The sequence below is a fragment of the Streptomyces sp. GL_141 genome, assembly GCF_057834385.1.
In genome coordinates, this window is sequence record NZ_CM174402.1 from 7,023,027 (window position 1) to 7,039,591 (window position 16,565).

Annotated in this window: 16 protein-coding genes; 15 read left to right on the plus strand and 1 reads right to left on the minus strand. The window is 70.3% G+C overall.

The genetic code is table 11. The annotated features are described in order from the left end of the window. Positions 1-2 precede the first annotated feature (2 nt). Entirely contained in the window at positions 3-440 is a 438-nt protein-coding gene (nusB, locus tag AC3IX6_RS31305) for a transcription antitermination factor NusB (protein ID WP_214948214.1), read from the plus strand. 175 nt (positions 441-615) lie between these two features. Here nusB and bldD read toward each other — a convergent pair whose 3' ends face one another. Further along, complete coding sequence (bldD, locus tag AC3IX6_RS31310; protein ID WP_069929708.1) at positions 616-1,116, minus strand: transcriptional regulator BldD; 501 nt, start codon at positions 1,114-1,116, stop codon at positions 616-618. Positions 1,117-1,416: 300 nt separating this feature from the next. Here bldD and pyrR point away from each other — a divergent pair, with 300 nt between their 5' ends. The 14 genes from pyrR (at position 1,417) to coaBC (ending at position 16,449) form a co-directional block, all read left to right on the plus strand. After that, positions 1,417-1,965, plus strand: coding sequence for a bifunctional pyr operon transcriptional regulator/uracil phosphoribosyltransferase PyrR (pyrR, locus tag AC3IX6_RS31315; protein WP_266881614.1), 549 nt, complete (start codon positions 1,417-1,419; stop codon positions 1,963-1,965). A gap of 180 nt (positions 1,966-2,145) precedes the next feature. After that, on the plus strand, positions 2,146-3,135 hold the full coding sequence (locus AC3IX6_RS31320) for an aspartate carbamoyltransferase catalytic subunit (RefSeq protein ID WP_489366614.1): 990 nt from the start codon (positions 2,146-2,148) through the stop codon (positions 3,133-3,135). Positions 3,136-3,137: 2 nt separating this feature from the next. Next, a complete protein-coding gene (locus AC3IX6_RS31325) occupies positions 3,138-4,424 on the plus strand; it encodes a dihydroorotase (RefSeq protein WP_489366616.1) in 1,287 nt (428 codons plus the stop codon). After that, positions 4,421-5,005, plus strand: a complete 585-nt coding sequence (locus tag AC3IX6_RS31330; protein WP_489366617.1) for a PH-like domain-containing protein — start codon at positions 4,421-4,423, stop codon at positions 5,003-5,005. Before AC3IX6_RS31325 ends, AC3IX6_RS31330 begins: the two co-directional genes overlap by 4 nt. After that, complete coding sequence (gene carA, locus AC3IX6_RS31335; RefSeq protein ID WP_489366619.1) at positions 5,002-6,150, plus strand: glutamine-hydrolyzing carbamoyl-phosphate synthase small subunit; 1,149 nt, start codon at positions 5,002-5,004, stop codon at positions 6,148-6,150. The genes AC3IX6_RS31330 and carA overlap by 4 nt, the downstream gene beginning before the upstream one ends. Then, entirely contained in the window at positions 6,143-9,451 is a 3,309-nt protein-coding gene (gene carB / locus AC3IX6_RS31340) for a carbamoyl-phosphate synthase large subunit (protein WP_489366621.1), read from the plus strand. The genes carA and carB overlap by 8 nt, the downstream gene beginning before the upstream one ends. Before the next feature lie 79 nt (positions 9,452-9,530). Next, positions 9,531-10,640, plus strand: coding sequence for a quinone-dependent dihydroorotate dehydrogenase (locus AC3IX6_RS31345; protein ID WP_489366623.1), 1,110 nt, complete (start codon positions 9,531-9,533; stop codon positions 10,638-10,640). A gap of 5 nt (positions 10,641-10,645) precedes the next feature. Then, a complete protein-coding gene (gene pyrF, locus AC3IX6_RS31350) occupies positions 10,646-11,488 on the plus strand; it encodes an orotidine-5'-phosphate decarboxylase (protein WP_489366624.1) in 843 nt (280 codons plus the stop codon). Between the two features lie 257 nt (positions 11,489-11,745). Next, the gene (locus AC3IX6_RS31355; protein WP_489366626.1) at positions 11,746-12,603 is read left to right on the plus strand and encodes a dihydroorotate dehydrogenase electron transfer subunit; all 858 of its coding nucleotides are present in this window, start codon (positions 11,746-11,748) and stop codon (positions 12,601-12,603) included. A 26-nt stretch (positions 12,604-12,629) separates the two neighbouring features. Further along, positions 12,630-13,565, plus strand: a complete 936-nt coding sequence (locus tag AC3IX6_RS31360) for a dihydroorotate dehydrogenase (protein ID WP_489366628.1) — start codon at positions 12,630-12,632, stop codon at positions 13,563-13,565. A 245-nt stretch (positions 13,566-13,810) separates the two neighbouring features. Continuing rightward, positions 13,811-14,134, plus strand: coding sequence for an integration host factor, actinobacterial type (gene mihF / locus AC3IX6_RS31365; RefSeq protein ID WP_243334344.1), 324 nt, complete (start codon positions 13,811-13,813; stop codon positions 14,132-14,134). A 61-nt stretch (positions 14,135-14,195) separates the two neighbouring features. Next, positions 14,196-14,759, plus strand: a complete 564-nt coding sequence (gmk, locus tag AC3IX6_RS31370) for a guanylate kinase (protein WP_243334346.1) — start codon at positions 14,196-14,198, stop codon at positions 14,757-14,759. Positions 14,760-14,838: 79 nt separating this feature from the next. Then, positions 14,839-15,111, plus strand: a complete 273-nt coding sequence (gene rpoZ / locus AC3IX6_RS31375) for a DNA-directed RNA polymerase subunit omega (RefSeq protein WP_266910431.1) — start codon at positions 14,839-14,841, stop codon at positions 15,109-15,111. A gap of 108 nt (positions 15,112-15,219) precedes the next feature. Next, complete coding sequence (gene coaBC / locus AC3IX6_RS31380) at positions 15,220-16,449, plus strand: bifunctional phosphopantothenoylcysteine decarboxylase/phosphopantothenate--cysteine ligase CoaBC (protein WP_489366631.1); 1,230 nt, start codon at positions 15,220-15,222, stop codon at positions 16,447-16,449. The last annotated feature ends 116 nt before the right edge of the window (positions 16,450-16,565 follow it).

Here is a 16,565-nt window from a genome sequence, read left to right on the forward strand (position 1 = left end):
CCGTGGCTGCCCGGAGCAACGCGCGCAAGCGCGCTTTCCAGATCCTGTTCGAGGCCGACCAGCGCGGGGTCTCCGTGCGCGAGGTCCTCGCGGACTGGGTCCGCCACTCGCGGTCGGACACCGACCGCCAGCCCGCGGTGAACGAGTTCACCATGGAACTCGTCGAGGGGTACGCCGACAAGGTGGACCGCATCGACGATCTGATCGCCACCTACGCCGTGGACTGGGACCTCGACCGCATGCCGGTCGTGGACCGGAACATCGTGCGCCTCGGTGCCTACGAGCTGATCTGGGTCGACGGAACCCCGGACGCCGTGGCCATCGACGAGGCCGTCCAGCTGGCCAAGGAGTTCTCCACGGACGAGTCGCCCTCGTTCGTGAACGGACTGCTCGGCCGCTTCAAGGACCTCAAGCCGAAGCTGCGCCGCAGCGAGAGCTGACAGGCGCCGGTACGGCGAGAACGGAGGGCCCGCAGCGCACGCGCGCTGCGGGCCCTCCGTCGTACGCCCCGGAGGCGCCGCAGGCCCCTGCGCGGGCATGAAAAAACCGGTGGGTGCCGGGAGCCTGTCGGCTCCCGGCACCCACCGGTAAACGTTTCTGCTGAGGCTTGGGGGACTAGATGTCCTCGTGCGCCACCGCGCGACGCGCGTCCGCGTCCAGCACGCCCCAGCTGATGAGCTGCTCGGTCAGGACCGAGGGCGACTGGTCGTAGATGACGGCGAGGGTGCGCAGGTCGTCCTGGCGGATCGAGAGCACCTTGCCGTTGTAGTCGCCGCGCTGGCTCTGGATGGTCGCCGCGTAACGCTGCAGCGGGCCGGCCTTCTCGGCGGGGACGTGGGCGAGGCGCTCCAGGTCCAGGCGCAGCTTCGGCGGCGGCTCGGCAGCTCCGCCGGGGGTCGTGCCCGGCAGCAGCTCCTGCACCGGCACCCCGTAGAAGTCCGCCAGCTCGGCGAGACGCTGGACGGTCACGGCGCGGTCTCCGCGCTCGTAAGAACCGACCACCACGGCCTTCCACCGGCCCTGGGACTTCTCCTCGACACCGTGGAGGGAAAGGCCCTGCTGGGTGCGGATGGCGCGGAGCTTGGCCCCGAGCTGTTTGGCGTATTCGCTGGACATAACGCTCCCGGACGCTGTGACGACATGACCACGTGCGGCTCCGCCGCGCGGCTGGTAACTCACTGTGAGGTTACGCAGCGTTACTTGGATGCGTCAAGCCGAATGGTCTCCAACGCCCACGTAAGAGGGGTCCTGGTCTGCCCCGATGCCCGGTCGCGGGAATCCCCCTGGTACCGTGGAACACGTACATCCGACGTCCTTTAAGGTCCGTCCCGTGAGGCGGAGAAGGAGGTCCTTTTCATGGACACTCAGCAGTCTCAGTTCCCGCAGTCCCAGAACGTCGGTATCGATCCCGATGTCATGCGCCCCGTTCTCGAAGCGCAGGACATCGCCCGTGTTCTGACCCGCATCGCCCACGAAATCGTCGAACGCGCCAAGGGCGCCGACGACGTGGTGCTCCTCGGCATTCCCACCCGCGGTGTGTTCCTCGCCCGTCGGCTGGCCGCCAAGCTCGAAGAGATCACCGGTGTGAAGATCCCGGTCGGCTCCCTCGACATCACCATGTACCGCGACGATCTGCGGATGAAGCCGGCCCGGGCGATCGGCCGCACCGAGATTCCCGGCGACGACATCGACGGCCGCCTGGTCGTCCTCGTCGACGACGTTCTCTTCTCCGGCCGCACCATCCGCGCCGCCCTCGACGCCCTCGGCGACATCGGCCGCCCCCGCGCGGTGCAGCTCGCGGTCCTCGTCGACCGCGGCCACCGCGAACTGCCGATCCGCGCCGACTACGTCGGCAAGAACCTCCCCACGTCGCTGCGGGAGAACGTCCAGGTCCAGGTCCAGGAGGAGGACGGCCGCGACGCCGTGCTGCTCGGCCAGCGGACCGCCCGGGCAACCGGGCAGTAGCCCCTTGCCTGCGGCCGGGCCCCTCGGGTCCGCGCCGGAGCCTGCCCTGCCCGCACCCCCAGCCAGCCCGTCTGCCCTCCCACGGCTCTGCCTCACCACGGCTCTGCCTCACCACGGCTCTGCCTCACCACGGCTCTGCCTCACCACGGCTTTGACCTCAACGACTTACGGAGCACCCGGATGAAGCGCCACCTCATCTCGGCCGCCGATCTCACGCGCGACGACGCCGTCCTGATCCTCGACACCGCCGAGGAGATGGCCCGCGTCGCGGACCGGCCGATCAAGAAGCTGCCCACCCTGCGCGGCCGCACGATCTGCAACCTCTTCTTCGAGGACTCGACCCGGACCCGGATCTCCTTCGAGGCCGCCGAGAAGCGCCTCTCCGCCGATGTCATCAACTTCGCGGCCAAGGGTTCCAGCGTCTCCAAGGGCGAGTCCCTCAAGGACACCGCCCAGACCCTGGAGGCCATGGGCGTGGACGCGGTCGTCATCCGCCACCACGCCTCCGGCGCCCCCTACCGCCTCGCCACCTCCGGCTGGATCGACGCCCCGGTGATCAACGCCGGCGACGGCACCCACGAGCACCCCACCCAGGCCCTGCTCGACGCCTTCACCATGCGCCGCCGCCTGGTCGGCAAGGACGCCGGGCTCGGCAAGGACCTGAACGGCCGCCGGATCACCATCGTCGGCGACGTCCTGCACAGCCGGGTCGCGCGCTCCAACGTCCACCTGCTCCACACCCTCGGCGCCGAGGTCACCCTGGTGGCCCCGCCCACCCTGGTGCCGGTCGGCGTCGAGGCCTGGCCGTGCGAGATCTCGTACAGCCTGGACGAGGTGCTGCCGAAGTCCGACGCGGTGATGATGCTGAGGGTGCAGCGCGAACGCATGAACGCCGCCTTCTTCCCGACCGAGCGCGAGTACTCCCGCCGCTACGGCCTGGACGGCGCCCGCATGGCGCGGATGCCCGAGCACGCCATCGTGATGCACCCCGGCCCGATGGTCCGCGGCATGGAGATCACCGCCGAGGTCGCCGACTCCGACCGCTGCACGGTCATCGAGCAGGTCACCAACGGCGTCTCGATCCGCATGGCCGTCCTGTACCTGCTGCTCGGAGGCTCCGAGCCCGCCGTCACCACCACCAGTACGCCCCGCACCGAGGAGAGCAAGTAAAGATGAGCAAGATCCTTATCCGTGGCGCGAAGGTACTCGGTGGCGACGTCCAGGACGTCCTGATCGACGGCGAGACCATCGCCGCCGTGGGCACGGACCTCGACGCCGGCGACGCGACCGTCATCGAAGCCGCGGGCCAGGTCCTCCTCCCCGGCCTCGTCGACCTCCACACCCACCTGCGCGAGCCCGGCCGCGAGGACTCCGAGACCGTCCTCACCGGCACCCGCGCCGCCGCCTCCGGCGGCTACACCGCCGTCTTCGCCATGGCCAACACCTTCCCCGTCGCCGACACCGCCGGCGTCGTCGAGCAGGTGTGGCGCCTGGGCAAGGAGTCCGGCTACTGCGACGTGCAGCCCATCGGCGCCGTCACCGTCGGCCTGGAGGGCAAGCAGCTCTCCGAGCTGGGCGCCATGCACGAGTCCGCCGCCCGCGTCACCGTCTTCTCCGACGACGGCAAGTGCGTGGACGACGCGGTCATCATGCGCCGCGCCCTGGAGTACGTGAAGGCCTTCGGCGGCGTCGTCGCCCAGCACGCCCAGGAGCCCCGCCTCACCGAGGGCGCCCAGATGAACGAGGGCATCGTCTCCGCCGAGCTCGGACTCGGCGGCTGGCCGGCCGTCGCCGAGGAGTCGGTGATCGCCCGCGACGTCCTGCTCGCCGAGCACGTCGGCTCCCGCGTCCACATCTGCCACCTCTCCACCGCCGGCTCCGTCGAGATCATCCGCTGGGCCAAGTCCCGCGGCATCGACGTCACCGCCGAGGTCACCCCGCACCACCTGCTCCTCACCGACGAGCTCGTGCGCTCGTACAACCCGGTCTACAAGGTCAACCCGCCGCTGCGCACCGAGCGCGACGTGCTGGCCCTGCGCGAGGCGCTGGCCGACGGCACGATCGACATCGTCGCCACCGACCACGCCCCGCACCCGCACGAGGACAAGGACTGCGAGTGGGCCGCCGCCGCCATGGGCATGGTGGGCCTGGAGACCGCGCTCTCCGTCGTCCAGCAGACGATGGTGGAGACCGGACTGCTCGACTGGGCGGGCGTCGCCGAACGCATGTCCTTCGCCCCGGCGCGCATCGGCAGCCTTCCGAATCACGGACGGCCCGTCTCGGCAGGTGAACCCGCGAACCTGACCTTGGTCGATACCTCGTACCGTGGTGTCGTGGACCCCGCACACTTCGCCTCCCGCAGCCGCAACACGCCTTACGAGGGCCGTGAGCTGCCGGGGCGCGTCACTCACACCTTCCTGCGGGGCCGGGCAACGGTCGTGGACGGGACGCTGGCGTGACACCTGCAGTAATCCAACTGGCCGCCGAGGCCGCAGAGCGACAGTCGGCGGAGGTGACGGACTGGGGCGCCCGCATCGCGTGGGTGATCGGTCTGCTCGTCTTCATCGCCTTCGTGTACTGGCTGATGCGGCAGGGCTGGAAATGGCGCGGCACCCTGCAGAGCGATCTGCCGGAGCTGCCCGCCGCCCCCGACGGTCTCCCCGAGCACCGGCTGGCCCTGACCGGCCGGTACCACGGGTCCACCACCGCCGGGCAGTGGCTGGACCGGATCGTCGCCCACGGACTGGGCGTCCGCAGCCGGGTCGAGCTCACGCTCACCGACGCGGGCCTCGACGTGGTCCGTCCGGGTGCCACCGACTTCTTCGTACCGGCCGCGCAGCTGCGCGGCGCCCGCCTCGACAAGGGAATCGCGGGCAAGGTACTCACCGAGGGCGGTCTCCTCGTCGTCACATGGGCGCACGGCGACAGGCTGATCGACTCCGGATTCCGCTCCGACCGCGCGGCGGAACACGCCGCATGGGTCGAAGCGATCAACGACATGAACCACTCAATCACCACGACGGAAGGCGCCGAACGATGACGACCTCCACCAGGGGAGCAGCCAAAGCTCCCGCCGTACTCGTCCTGGAGGACGGTCGGATCTTCCGCGGCCGCGCCTACGGCGCTGTGGGGGAGACCTTCGGCGAGGCCGTGTTCTCCACCGGCATGACCGGCTACCAGGAGACCCTCACCGACCCGTCGTACCACCGGCAGGTCGTCGTGATGACCGCCCCGCACGTGGGCAACACCGGCGTCAACGACGAGGACCCCGAGTCCTCCCGCATCTGGGTCGCCGGGTACGTCGTACGCGACCCCGCCCGCGTCCCCTCCAACTGGCGCTCCGTGCGCTCGCTGGACGAGGAGCTCGTCCAGCAGGGCGTCGTCGGGATCTCCGGCATCGACACCCGCGCCCTGACCCGCCACCTGCGCGAGCGCGGCGCCATGCGCGTCGGCATCTTCTCGGGCGAGGCCTGGGAGGGCGTCCGCGACGAGGCACTGCTGGCCAAGGTCCAGGCCGCCCCGCAGATGAAGGGCGCCGACCTCTCCGCCGAGGTCGCCACCAAGGAGACGTACGTCGTCCCCGCGATCGGTGAGAAGAAGTTCACCGTCGCCGCCGTGGACCTCGGCATCAAGGGCATGACCCCGCACCGGATGGCCGAGCGCGGCATCGAGGTGCACGTGCTCCCCGCCACCGCCACCGTGGAGGACGTGTACGCGGTCAACCCCGACGGCGTGTTCTTCTCCAACGGCCCGGGCGACCCGGCCACCGCCGACCACGCGGTCTCCGTCATGCAGGGCGTCCTCGCCCGCAAGACCCCGCTCTTCGGCATCTGCTTCGGCAACCAGATCCTGGGCCGCGCGCTCGGCTTCGGCACGTACAAGCTGAAGTACGGCCACCGCGGCATCAACCAGCCGGTGCAGGACCGCACCACCGGCAAGGTCGAGATCACCGCGCACAACCACGGCTTCGCCGTGGACGCGCCCCTCGACAAGGTCTCGGAGACCGCCTACGGCCGCGCCGAGGTCTCCCACGTCTGCCTCAACGACAACGTCGTGGAAGGCCTCCAGCTGCTCGACCAGCCGGCCTTCTCCGTCCAGTACCACCCCGAGGCGGCTGCCGGCCCGCACGACGCCGCGTACCTCTTCGACCGTTTCGTGAATCTGATGGAGGCCGAGCGTGCCTAAGCGCACCGATATCCAGTCCGTCCTGGTCATCGGCTCCGGCCCGATCGTCATCGGCCAGGCCGCCGAGTTCGACTACTCCGGGACCCAGGCCTGCCGCATCCTCAAGGCCGAGGGCCTGCGGGTGATCCTGGTGAACTCCAACCCCGCCACGATCATGACCGACCCGGAGATCGCCGACGCCACGTACGTCGAGCCGATCACCCCCGAGTTCGTCGAGAAGATCATCGCGAAGGAGCGCCCCGACGCGCTGCTCCCGACCCTCGGCGGCCAGACCGCGCTGAACACCGCCATCTCCATGCACGAGCAGGGTGTGCTGGAGAAGTACGGCGTCGAGCTCATCGGCGCCAACGTCGAGGCGATCAACAAGGGCGAGGACCGCGACCTCTTCAAGGGCGTCGTCGAAGCCGTCCGCGCCAAGATCGGCTACGGCGAGTCCGCCCGCTCGGTCATCTGCCACACGATGGACGACATCATCCAGGGCGTCGACACCCTCGGCGGCTACCCCGTCGTCGTGCGCCCCTCCTTCACCATGGGCGGCGCCGGCTCCGGCTTCGCCCACGACGAGGAAGAGCTGCGCCGCATCGCCGGCCAGGGCCTCATGCTCTCCCCGACCACCGAGGTGCTCCTGGAGGAGTCCATCCTCGGCTGGAAGGAGTACGAGCTGGAGCTGATGCGCGACACCAAGGACAACGTCGTCGTCGTCTGCTCCATCGAGAACTTCGACCCGATGGGCGTCCACACCGGCGACTCCATCACCGTCGCCCCGGCGATGACGCTCACCGACCGCGAGTACCAGCGGCTGCGCGACATCGGCATCGCGATCATCCGCGAGGTCGGCGTCGACACCGGCGGCTGCAACATCCAGTTCGCGATCGACCCGGCCGACGGCCGCGTCATCGTCATCGAGATGAACCCGCGCGTCTCGCGCTCCTCGGCGCTCGCGTCGAAGGCCACCGGCTTCCCGATCGCCAAGATCGCCGCCAAGCTGGCCATCGGCTACACGCTCGACGAGGTCCCCAACGACATCACCGAGAAGACGCCGGCCTCCTTCGAGCCGTCCCTCGACTACGTCGTCGTCAAGGCCCCGCGCTTCGCCTTCGAGAAGTTCCCGCTGGCCGACGCCACCCTCACCACCACCATGAAGTCGGTGGGCGAGGCCATGGCCATCGGCCGCAACTTCACCGAGGCCCTGCAGAAGGCCCTGCGCTCGCTGGAGAAGAAGGGCTCGCAGTTCACCTTCGTCGGCCCCACCGGCGACAAGGAAGAGCTCCTCGCCACCGCGGTCCGCCCGACCGACGGCCGCATCAACACCGTCATGCAGGCCATCCGCGCCGGCGCCACCCAGGAAGAGGTCTTCGAGTACACGAAGATCGACCCCTGGTTCGTCGACCAGCTCTTCCTCATCAAGGAGATCGCGGACGAGCTGGCCGCCGCCGACAAGCTCCACCCCGAGCTGCTCGCCGAGGCCAAGCGCCACGGCTTCTCCGACGCCCAGATCGCCGAGATCCGCGGCCTGCGCGAGGACGTCGTCCGCGAGGTCCGCCACGCCCTGGGCGTCCGCCCGGTCTACAAGACGGTCGACACCTGCGCCGCCGAGTTCGCCGCGAAGACCCCGTACTTCTACTCCTCGTACGACGAGGAGTCCGAGGTCGCCCCGCGCGAGAAGCCCGCGGTCATCATCCTGGGCTCCGGCCCGAACCGCATCGGCCAGGGCATCGAGTTCGACTACTCCTGCGTCCACGCCTCCTTCGCCCTCAGCGACGCCGGCTACGAGACCGTGATGGTCAACTGCAACCCGGAGACCGTCTCCACCGACTACGACACCTCCGACCGCCTGTACTTCGAGCCGCTGACGCTCGAAGACGTGCTGGAGATCGTCCACGCCGAGTCGCTGGCCGGCCCCATCGCCGGTGTCATCGTCCAGCTCGGCGGCCAGACCCCGCTGGGTCTCGCCCAGGCCCTGAAGGACAACGGCGTCCCGATCGTCGGCACCCCGCCGGAGGCCATCCACGCCGCCGAGGACCGCGGCGCCTTCGGCCAGGTCCTCGCCGAGGCCGGCCTGCCCGCCCCCAAGCACGGCACGGCCACCACCTTCGCCGGCGCCAAGGCCATCGCCGACGAGATCGGCTACCCCGTCCTCGTACGTCCCTCGTACGTGCTCGGCGGCCGCGGCATGGAGATCGTCTACGACGAGGACCGGCTGTCCTCGTACATCGCCGAGTCCACCGAGATCTCGCCGACCCGCCCCGTGCTGGTCGACCGGTTCCTCGACGACGCGATCGAGATCGACGTCGACGCCCTCTACGACGGCACGGAGCTCTACCTCGGCGGCGTCATGGAGCACATCGAGGAAGCCGGCATCCACTCCGGCGACTCGGCCTGCGCCCTGCCCCCGATCACCCTCGGCGGCTACGACATCAAGCGGCTGCGCGCCTCCACCGAGGCCATCGCCAAGGGCGTCGGCGTCCGCGGCCTGATCAACATCCAGTTCGCGATGGCGGGTGACATCCTCTACGTCCTGGAGGCCAACCCGCGCGCCTCCCGGACCGTCCCCTTCACCTCGAAGGCGACCGCCGTCCCGCTCGCGAAGGCCGCCGCCCGCATCTCGCTCGGCACCACCATCGCCGAGCTCCGCGAAGAGGGCATGCTCCCGAAGACCGGCGACGGCGGCACCCTGCCGCTCGACGCGCCGATCTCCGTCAAGGAGGCCGTCATGCCGTGGTCGCGCTTCCGCGACATCCACGGCCGCGGCGTCGACACCGTCCTCGGCCCGGAGATGCGCTCCACCGGCGAGGTCATGGGCATCGACTCCGTCTTCGGCACGGCCTACGCCAAGTCGCAGGCCGGCGCCTACGGCCCGCTGCCCACCAAGGGCCGCTGCTTCATCTCCGTCGCCAACCGCGACAAGCGCACGATGATCTTCCCGGCGCGCGAGCTCGTCGCCCACGGCTTCGAGCTGATGGCCACCTCCGGCACCGCCGAGGTCCTGCGCCGCAACGGCATCAACGCCACCGTCGTGCGCAAGCTCAGCGAGGGCGAGGGCCCGGACGGCGAGAAGACCATCGTCCAGCTCATCCACGACGGCCAGGTCGACCTGATCGTCAACACCCCGTACGGCACCGGCGGCCGCCTCGACGGCTACGAGATCCGTACGGCCGCCGTGGCGCGCGGAGTCCCGTGCCTCACCACGGTCCAGGCGCTCGCCGCGGCCGTCCAGGGCATCGACGCGCTCAACCGCGGCGATGTGGGCGTCCGCTCGCTCCAGGAGCACGCGGAGCGGCTGACGGCGGCCCGCGACTAGCAGCCCGTACGAAAGGGGGGCACCGGCGACAGCGACCGGTGTCCCCCCTTTCATGAGTGCCAAAGGGATATTTCGGACGATGTACAAACTGTTCTTCAACCTCGTCTTCAAGCGGATGGACCCGGAGCAGGCCCACTACATGGCCTTCCGCTGGATCCGCCTCGCGGCCCGCACCCCGGTGCTGCGCACCTTCGTCGCCGCCTACCTGGCCCCCCGGTACGCCTCCCTGCGCACCGAGGCCCTCGGCCTGCGGATGCACGGCCCCTTCGGGCTCGCGGCCGGCTTCGACAAGAACGCCGTCGCCATCGACGGGATGTCGATGCTCGGCTTCGACCACATCGAGATCGGCACCGTCACCGCCGAGGCCCAGCCCGGCAACCCGAAGAAGCGGCTGTTCCGGCTGGTCCCGGACCGCGCCCTGATCAACCGCATGGGCTTCAACAACGAGGGCTCGGCAGCCGTGGCGGACCGCCTGGCGGCCCGCGTGCCGGTCTTCAAGACGGTCGTCGGCGTCAACATCGGCAAGACCAAGGTCGTCCCCGAGGAAGAGGCCGTCGCCGACTACGTCGCCTCCACCGAGCGCCTCGCCCGGCACGCGGACTACCTCGTCGTCAACGTCTCCTCCCCGAACACCCCGGGCCTGCGCAACCTCCAGGCCACCGAGTCGCTGCGGCCGCTGCTCAGCGCCGTGCGCGAGGCGGCCGACCGCGTCGTGACCGACCGGCGGGTCCCGCTGCTCGTCAAGATCGCGCCGGACCTCGCCGACGAGGACGTGGACGCGGTCGCCGACCTGGCCCTGGAGCTGGGCCTGGACGGCATCATCGCGACGAACACGACCATCGCCCGCGAGGGCCTGGGCCTGAAGTCCGACCCCTCGCTGATCAAGGAGACCGGCGGCCTGTCCGGCGCCCCGGTCAAGGAGCGCTCGCTGGAGGTCCTGCGGCGGCTGTACGCCCGCGTGGGCGACCGGCTGGTCCTGGTCGGGGTCGGCGGCATCGAGAACGCCGAGGACGCCTGGCAGCGGATCCTGGCCGGCGCGAGCCTGGTCCAGGGCTACAGCGCCTTCATCTACGAGGGCCCCTGCTACGCCCGCGCCATCCACAAGGGCCTGGCCGCGCGCCTGGCCGCCAGCCCGTACGCGACGCTCGCCGAAGCGGTGGGCGCGGAAACCCGAAAGGCCGCGCTGTGACCTCTGTGACTTCTGTGATTCCCTTCGGTACGCGGCTGCGCGAGGCGATGGACACCCGCGGGCCGCTGTGCGTCGGCATCGACCCGCACGCCGCCCTGCTGGCCTCCTGGGGCCTGAACGACGACATCGCGGGCCTGGAGAAGTTCTCCCGCACGGTCGTCGACGCGCTCGCCGACTCCGTCGCGGTCTTCAAGCCGCAGGCGGCGTTCTTCGAGCGGTTCGGCTCGCGCGGGATCGCGGTGCTGGAGCAGACGGTGGCCGACGCCCGTGCGGCGGGCACGCTGGTCGTCATGGACGCCAAGCGGGGTGACATCGGCTCGACGATGGCCGCGTACGCGGAGACCTTCCTCTCGCCCTCCTCGCCGCTGTTCTCCGACGCGCTGACGGTCTCCCCGTACCTCGGCTACGGCTCGCTGAAGCCGGCCGTCGACCTGGCGCGGGAGTCGGGGGCCGGTCTGTTCGTGCTCGCCCTGACCTCCAACCCGGAGGGCGCGGAGGTCCAGCGGGCGGTGCGGGCCGACGGCCGGACGATCGGCGCGACGATGCTGGCGCACCTGGCGGCGGAGAACGCCGGGGCCTCCCCGATGGGCTCCTTCGGAGCCGTGGTCGGGGCGACGCTCGGGGACCTGTCCTCCTTCGACCTGGACATCAACGGGCCGCTGCTGGCCCCCGGCATCGGGGCGCAGGGCGCCACCGCGGCGGACCTCCCGGCGGTGTTCGGCGCGGCCGTGCGCAATGTGGTGCCGAACGTGTCGCGGGGCGTGCTGAAGCACGGGCCCGACGCGGCCGCGCTCCGCGCTTCGGCGCAGGCCTTCGCGGACGAGATCCGCGCGGCCGTAGCGGCGTAGCCCTGCGGGGCCGTCCCCGACCCGCCCTTCCCCCGTTCCCCCGTTCCCCGGTGGTCCGGGGGTCCGGGGGTCCGGGCGCAGCCCGGGGAACGGGCGAAGGGCGGGGAGGGGAACTTCGCCCCGCGCAGCGGGGAAGCGGGGCGGGCCAGGGCGTAGGGCCCGGAGGGTCGGGGCTTCGGACCGGTGCGGTGGCGGGTGGCCCCGGGCGATCATGGGGTGGGGGGTTACACCCCCTACCCCCGATCGGAGCGCCCCGCGTGCCCCCAGTACAGACCGCCGCCACCATCCGGCGGATCACGCCCGTCGGGGCCTACCACCACCTCGTCCTCGACGCCCCCGGCGTCACGGGAGTGCGCCCCGGCCACTTCGGCGCCCTGGCCATCGGCGGCGCCGACACGAGCACACTGCTCCGCCGCGCCTTCTCCATCCACCGCGCCGACCCCGCCACCCGCACCGTCGAGTTCGTCTTCGCCGAGGCCGGCCGCGGAACCAGGGCGCTGGCCGCGCACCGCCCCGGCGACACCGTGGACCTCATCGCCCCCCTCGGCACCCCCTTCCCGCTCCCCGACGGCCCCGTCGGGGCGGTCCTGGTCGCCGGGGGCTACGGCAGCGCCCCGATGTTCGGCCTCGCCGAGGAGATCGTCGGGCGTGGCGGCCGGGTCGCCTTCGTGCTCGGTGCGGCCACCGAGGACCGGCTGTTCGGGGTCGAGCGGGCCGAGGCCCTCGCCGAGCACGTGTACGTGGTGACCGACGACGGTTCGGCCGGTCGGCGGGGCCGGGTGACCGACGTGCTCCCCGAGGCCATGACGGTGACCGGCGCCACCGAGGTCCACTCCTGCGGTCCGATGGGCATGCTCAAGGCCGTCACGGAGATAGCCACCGCCGCCGGAGCCGCCAGCCACACCGCCGTCGAGGAGGCCATGGCCTGCGGGATCGGGATCTGCATGAGCTGTGTCCTGCCCGTCACCGGCCCCGACGGCGTCACCCGTTTCCTTCGCTCTTGCACATCGGGCCCCGTTTTCGACGGCACCACCGTCCGCTGGGACGACGCCGGAACCCTCCCCGACGACCTCGAAGGCGCGGCCGCCATGACCCCGAAGGCGAGCGACCGGTGAATCCGCTGAACCCCGAAGATGTCGACATGTCGGCCCCCCTCGGTGCCCGTGTCGTCCTCCCCAACCCCGTCTCCACCGCCTCCGGCTGCGCCGGCTACGGCCGCGAGCTGCACCGGTTCACCCCTCTGCACGAGCTCGGCACCATCACCACCAAGACCGTGATGCCCTACGTCCGCTCCGGCCGAGCCACTCCCCGGATGGCCGAGACCCCCAGCGGGATGCTGAACTCCATCGGGCTCCAGGGGTCCGGCATCGACCACTTCGTCGAGCACGAGCTGCCCTGGTTGGCCGAGCGCGGGGCGCGGGTGCTCGTATCGGTCGCGGGGGAGCGGACGGAGGAGTTCGCCGAGGCGGCCGCCCGGCTGACCGGGCAGCCCGGCGTGGTCGGCATCGAGGCCAACATCTCCTGCCCCAACGTCGCGAACCGCGGTCTCGTCTTCGCCTGCGACGCCGACGCCTCCTTCGAGGTGGTCAAGGCCGTCAAGGCGGCCGCCGACCCCGCACTGCCCGTCTACGCCAAGCTGACCCCCGACGTGACGCGGATCACCGACATCGCGGCCGCGTGCACGGAGGCGGGCGCCGACGGCCTCTCGATGATCAACACCGTCCTCGGAATGGCCATCGACACCGACACCATGCGCCCGGCCCTCGCCGGGGTCACCGGAGGCCTCTCCGGCCCGGCGATCCGGCCCGTGGCCGTCCGCTGCGTCTTCCAGGTGTACGGGGCGATGCTGGCCGGCGCCGTCCGGCGGGTCCCCATCCTCGGGATGGGCGGGATCGCCTCCGGCCGGGACGCACTCGAATTCGTCCTCGCGGGTGCTTCGGGGGTGGCGGTCGGGACCGCCCTGTTCAACGATCCGTCCGCACCCCTGAGGATCCGCGACGACCTGCGCGCGGCACTCGCCGTCCGCGGGATCGGGGCGTTCGAGGACGCCGTCGGACGGTCTCATCGCACTCTCTGACGAAATTCGAACGTCTTTCACCGGACAAATCCGGGGTGGTTTGTCCGTGATGTACGGTTCAGTGGAGGCTGACCAGGACTTTTCGTCCGTTCTCGCTGACTGGAGCGGTCATGGCCGCTAGTCTCCGAGCAGAGTGAACGAGCAGCGATCGAGCACCACCGCTGTTCGGGCACTCGCCTGGTGTGATGCCTTCCGGCATTCCACTGGTCCGTATCCGACAGTTCGACATCCGAGGTGACGTAGGCGTGGCTCTTCCGCCCCTTACCCCTGAACAGCGCGCAGCAGCGCTCGAAAAGGCCGCCGCGGCTCGCCGGGAGCGGGCCGAGGTGAAGAATCGACTCAAGCACTCCGGCGCCTCCCTGCACGACGTCATCAAGCTGGGGCAGGAGAACGACGTCATCGGCAAGATGAAGGTTTCCGCTCTCCTGGAGTCCCTGCCTGGCGTCGGCAAGGTGCGCGCCAAGCAGCTCATGGAGCGCCTCGGCATCTCCGAGTCCCGGCGTGTCCGAGGTCTCGGTTCCAACCAGATCGCCTCTCTGGAGCGTGAGTTCGGCGGTAACGCCGCCTAAGGCGTCGTCCGAAGTTCTCCCGGCGTTCTCAGGCAGTCCCGAGAAGCTGGATAATCGCTCTATGGCAGCAGAGGTTCGTCCGCGGCTGACCGTGCTCTCCGGCCCTTCGGGGGTCGGCAAGAGCACGGTCGTCGCGCATATGCGCAAGGTTCACCCCGAGGTCTGGCTCTCGGTGTCGGCCACCACCCGCAAGCCGCGGCCCGGTGAGCGACACGGAGTCCACTACTTCTTCGTCAACGACGACGAGTTCGACAAGCTGATCGCCAATGGCGAGCTGCTGGAGTGGGCCGAGTTCGCGGGCAACCGCTACGGCACACCGCGCGGCGCAGTGCTGGAACGCCTGGAGAACGGCGAGCCGGTCCTGCTGGAGATCGACCTCCAGGGCGCACGGCTCGTACGCGAGTCCATGTCCGAGGCACAGCTGGTCTTCCTGGCTCCTCCGAGCTGGGACGAGCTGGTCCGCCGGCTCACCGGCCGGGGCACCGAAACCGCGGAGGTCGTCGAGCGCAGGCTCGGCGCCGCCAAGATCGAACTGGCTGCCGAATCCGAGTTCGACACCACCCTGGTCAACACCTCGGTCGAGGACGTCGCGCGCGAGCTGCTAGCCTTGATGAATGTCGTCTGATCGTTGACCGGTGTTCAACCGGTCCGGACGGTCCGGATTCGACATTTCTAGGTCTTACCCCATCTTCGGAAGGTAGAGCGTGTCCTCTTCCATTACTGCGCCCGAGGGCATCATCAACCCGCCGATCGACGAGCTGCTCGAGGCCACGGACTCGAAGTACAGCCTCGTGATCTACGCGGCCAAGCGCGCGCGTCAGATCAACGCGTACTACTCGCAGCTCGGTGAGGGCCTGCTCGAGTACGTCGGCCCGCTGGTGGACACCCACGTCCACGAGAAGCCGCTTTCGATCGCGCTGCGCGAGATCAACGCGGGTCTGCTGACCTCCGAGGCCATCGAGGCCCCGCCTCAGTAAGGCACGAGTTTTCCTTTCACCACAGGCCCGGCAGAACATCTGCCGGGCCTGTGGTGTGTCATAGGTGCATAGGTGTCAGAGCGGTCGTCCGTCGAAGGGGCGTGTGTGGTGGGTAAGCCGAAGGTCGTGCTCGGAGTCAGCGGCGGGATCGCCGCTTACAAGGCCTGCGAGCTGCTGCGCCGGCTGACCGAGTCCGGGCACGACGTACGCGTGGTGCCGACGGCGGCGTCGCTGAACTTCGTCGGGGAGGCCACCTGGGCCGCCCTCTCGGGGAACCCGGCCTCCACCGAGGTCTGGGAGAGCGTCCACGAGGTGCCGCACGTGCGCATCGGGCAGAGCGCCGATCTCGTGGTCGTCGCCCCGGCCACCGCCGACATGCTCGCCAAGGCCGCCCACGGGCTGGCCGACGACCTGCTCACCAACACCCTGCTCACCGCACGGTGCCCCGTGGTGTTCGCACCCGCGATGCACACCGAGATGTGGGAGCACCCGGCCACGCAGGAGAACGTGGCCACGCTGCGCCGTCGCGGAGCCGTCGTCATCGAGCCCGCCGTCGGCCGGCTCACCGGCAAGGACACCGGCAAGGGGCGGCTGCCCGACCCCGAGGAGATCTTCGAGGTGTGTCGCCACGTCTTGAGAAGGCACGGTCTGGCCCGCGGGGTGGCCGAGCCCGACCTCGCCGGCCGGCACGTGGTGATCAGCGCGGGCGGTACCCGCGAACCGCTGGACCCGGTCCGCTTCCTCGGCAACCGCTCCTCCGGCAAGCAGGGCTACGCCCTCGCCCGTACCGCCGTCGCCCGCGGGGCCCGGGTCACCCTGGTCTCCGCCAACACCGCGCTCGCCGACCCCGCCGGGGTGGACCTCGTACGGGTCGGGACGGCCCTGCAGCTGCGCGAGGCCGTGCTCAAGGCCGCAGCGGACGCCGACGCGGTGGTGATGGCCGCGGCCGTGGCCGACTTCCGGCCGGCCGAGTACGCGGGCGGAAAGATCAAGAAGAAGGACGGGCAGGAGCCCGCACCGGTCACCCTCGTACGGAATCCGGACATTCTCGCGGAGATTTCCGCCGACCGCGCCCGGGAGGGCCAGATCGTGGTCGGTTTCGCCGCCGAGACCGACGATGTACTCGCCAACGGGCGGAGCAAGCTCCTCCGCAAGGGGTGTGACCTTCTCGTCGTCAATGAGGTGGGTGAGGCGAAGACCTTCGGTTCCGAGGAGAACGAGGCGGTCATCCTGTCCTCCGACGGAAGCGAGCTCGCCGTCCCCTATGGTCCGAAGGAATCGCTCGCAGACGTGATTTGGGATCAGGTGGCACCGCGCCTCGGCGCGCGACGCGCCTGAGCGGAGGCCCTTTCCGCGGGCTGCTCCTTGGGTAAGAATGGAGTGTCGCAGGTCACACGGCTCCCATAGGGCGAGACGGGTGGTCCGGCGAACGGTGGCGACCGATAAACTGCAGC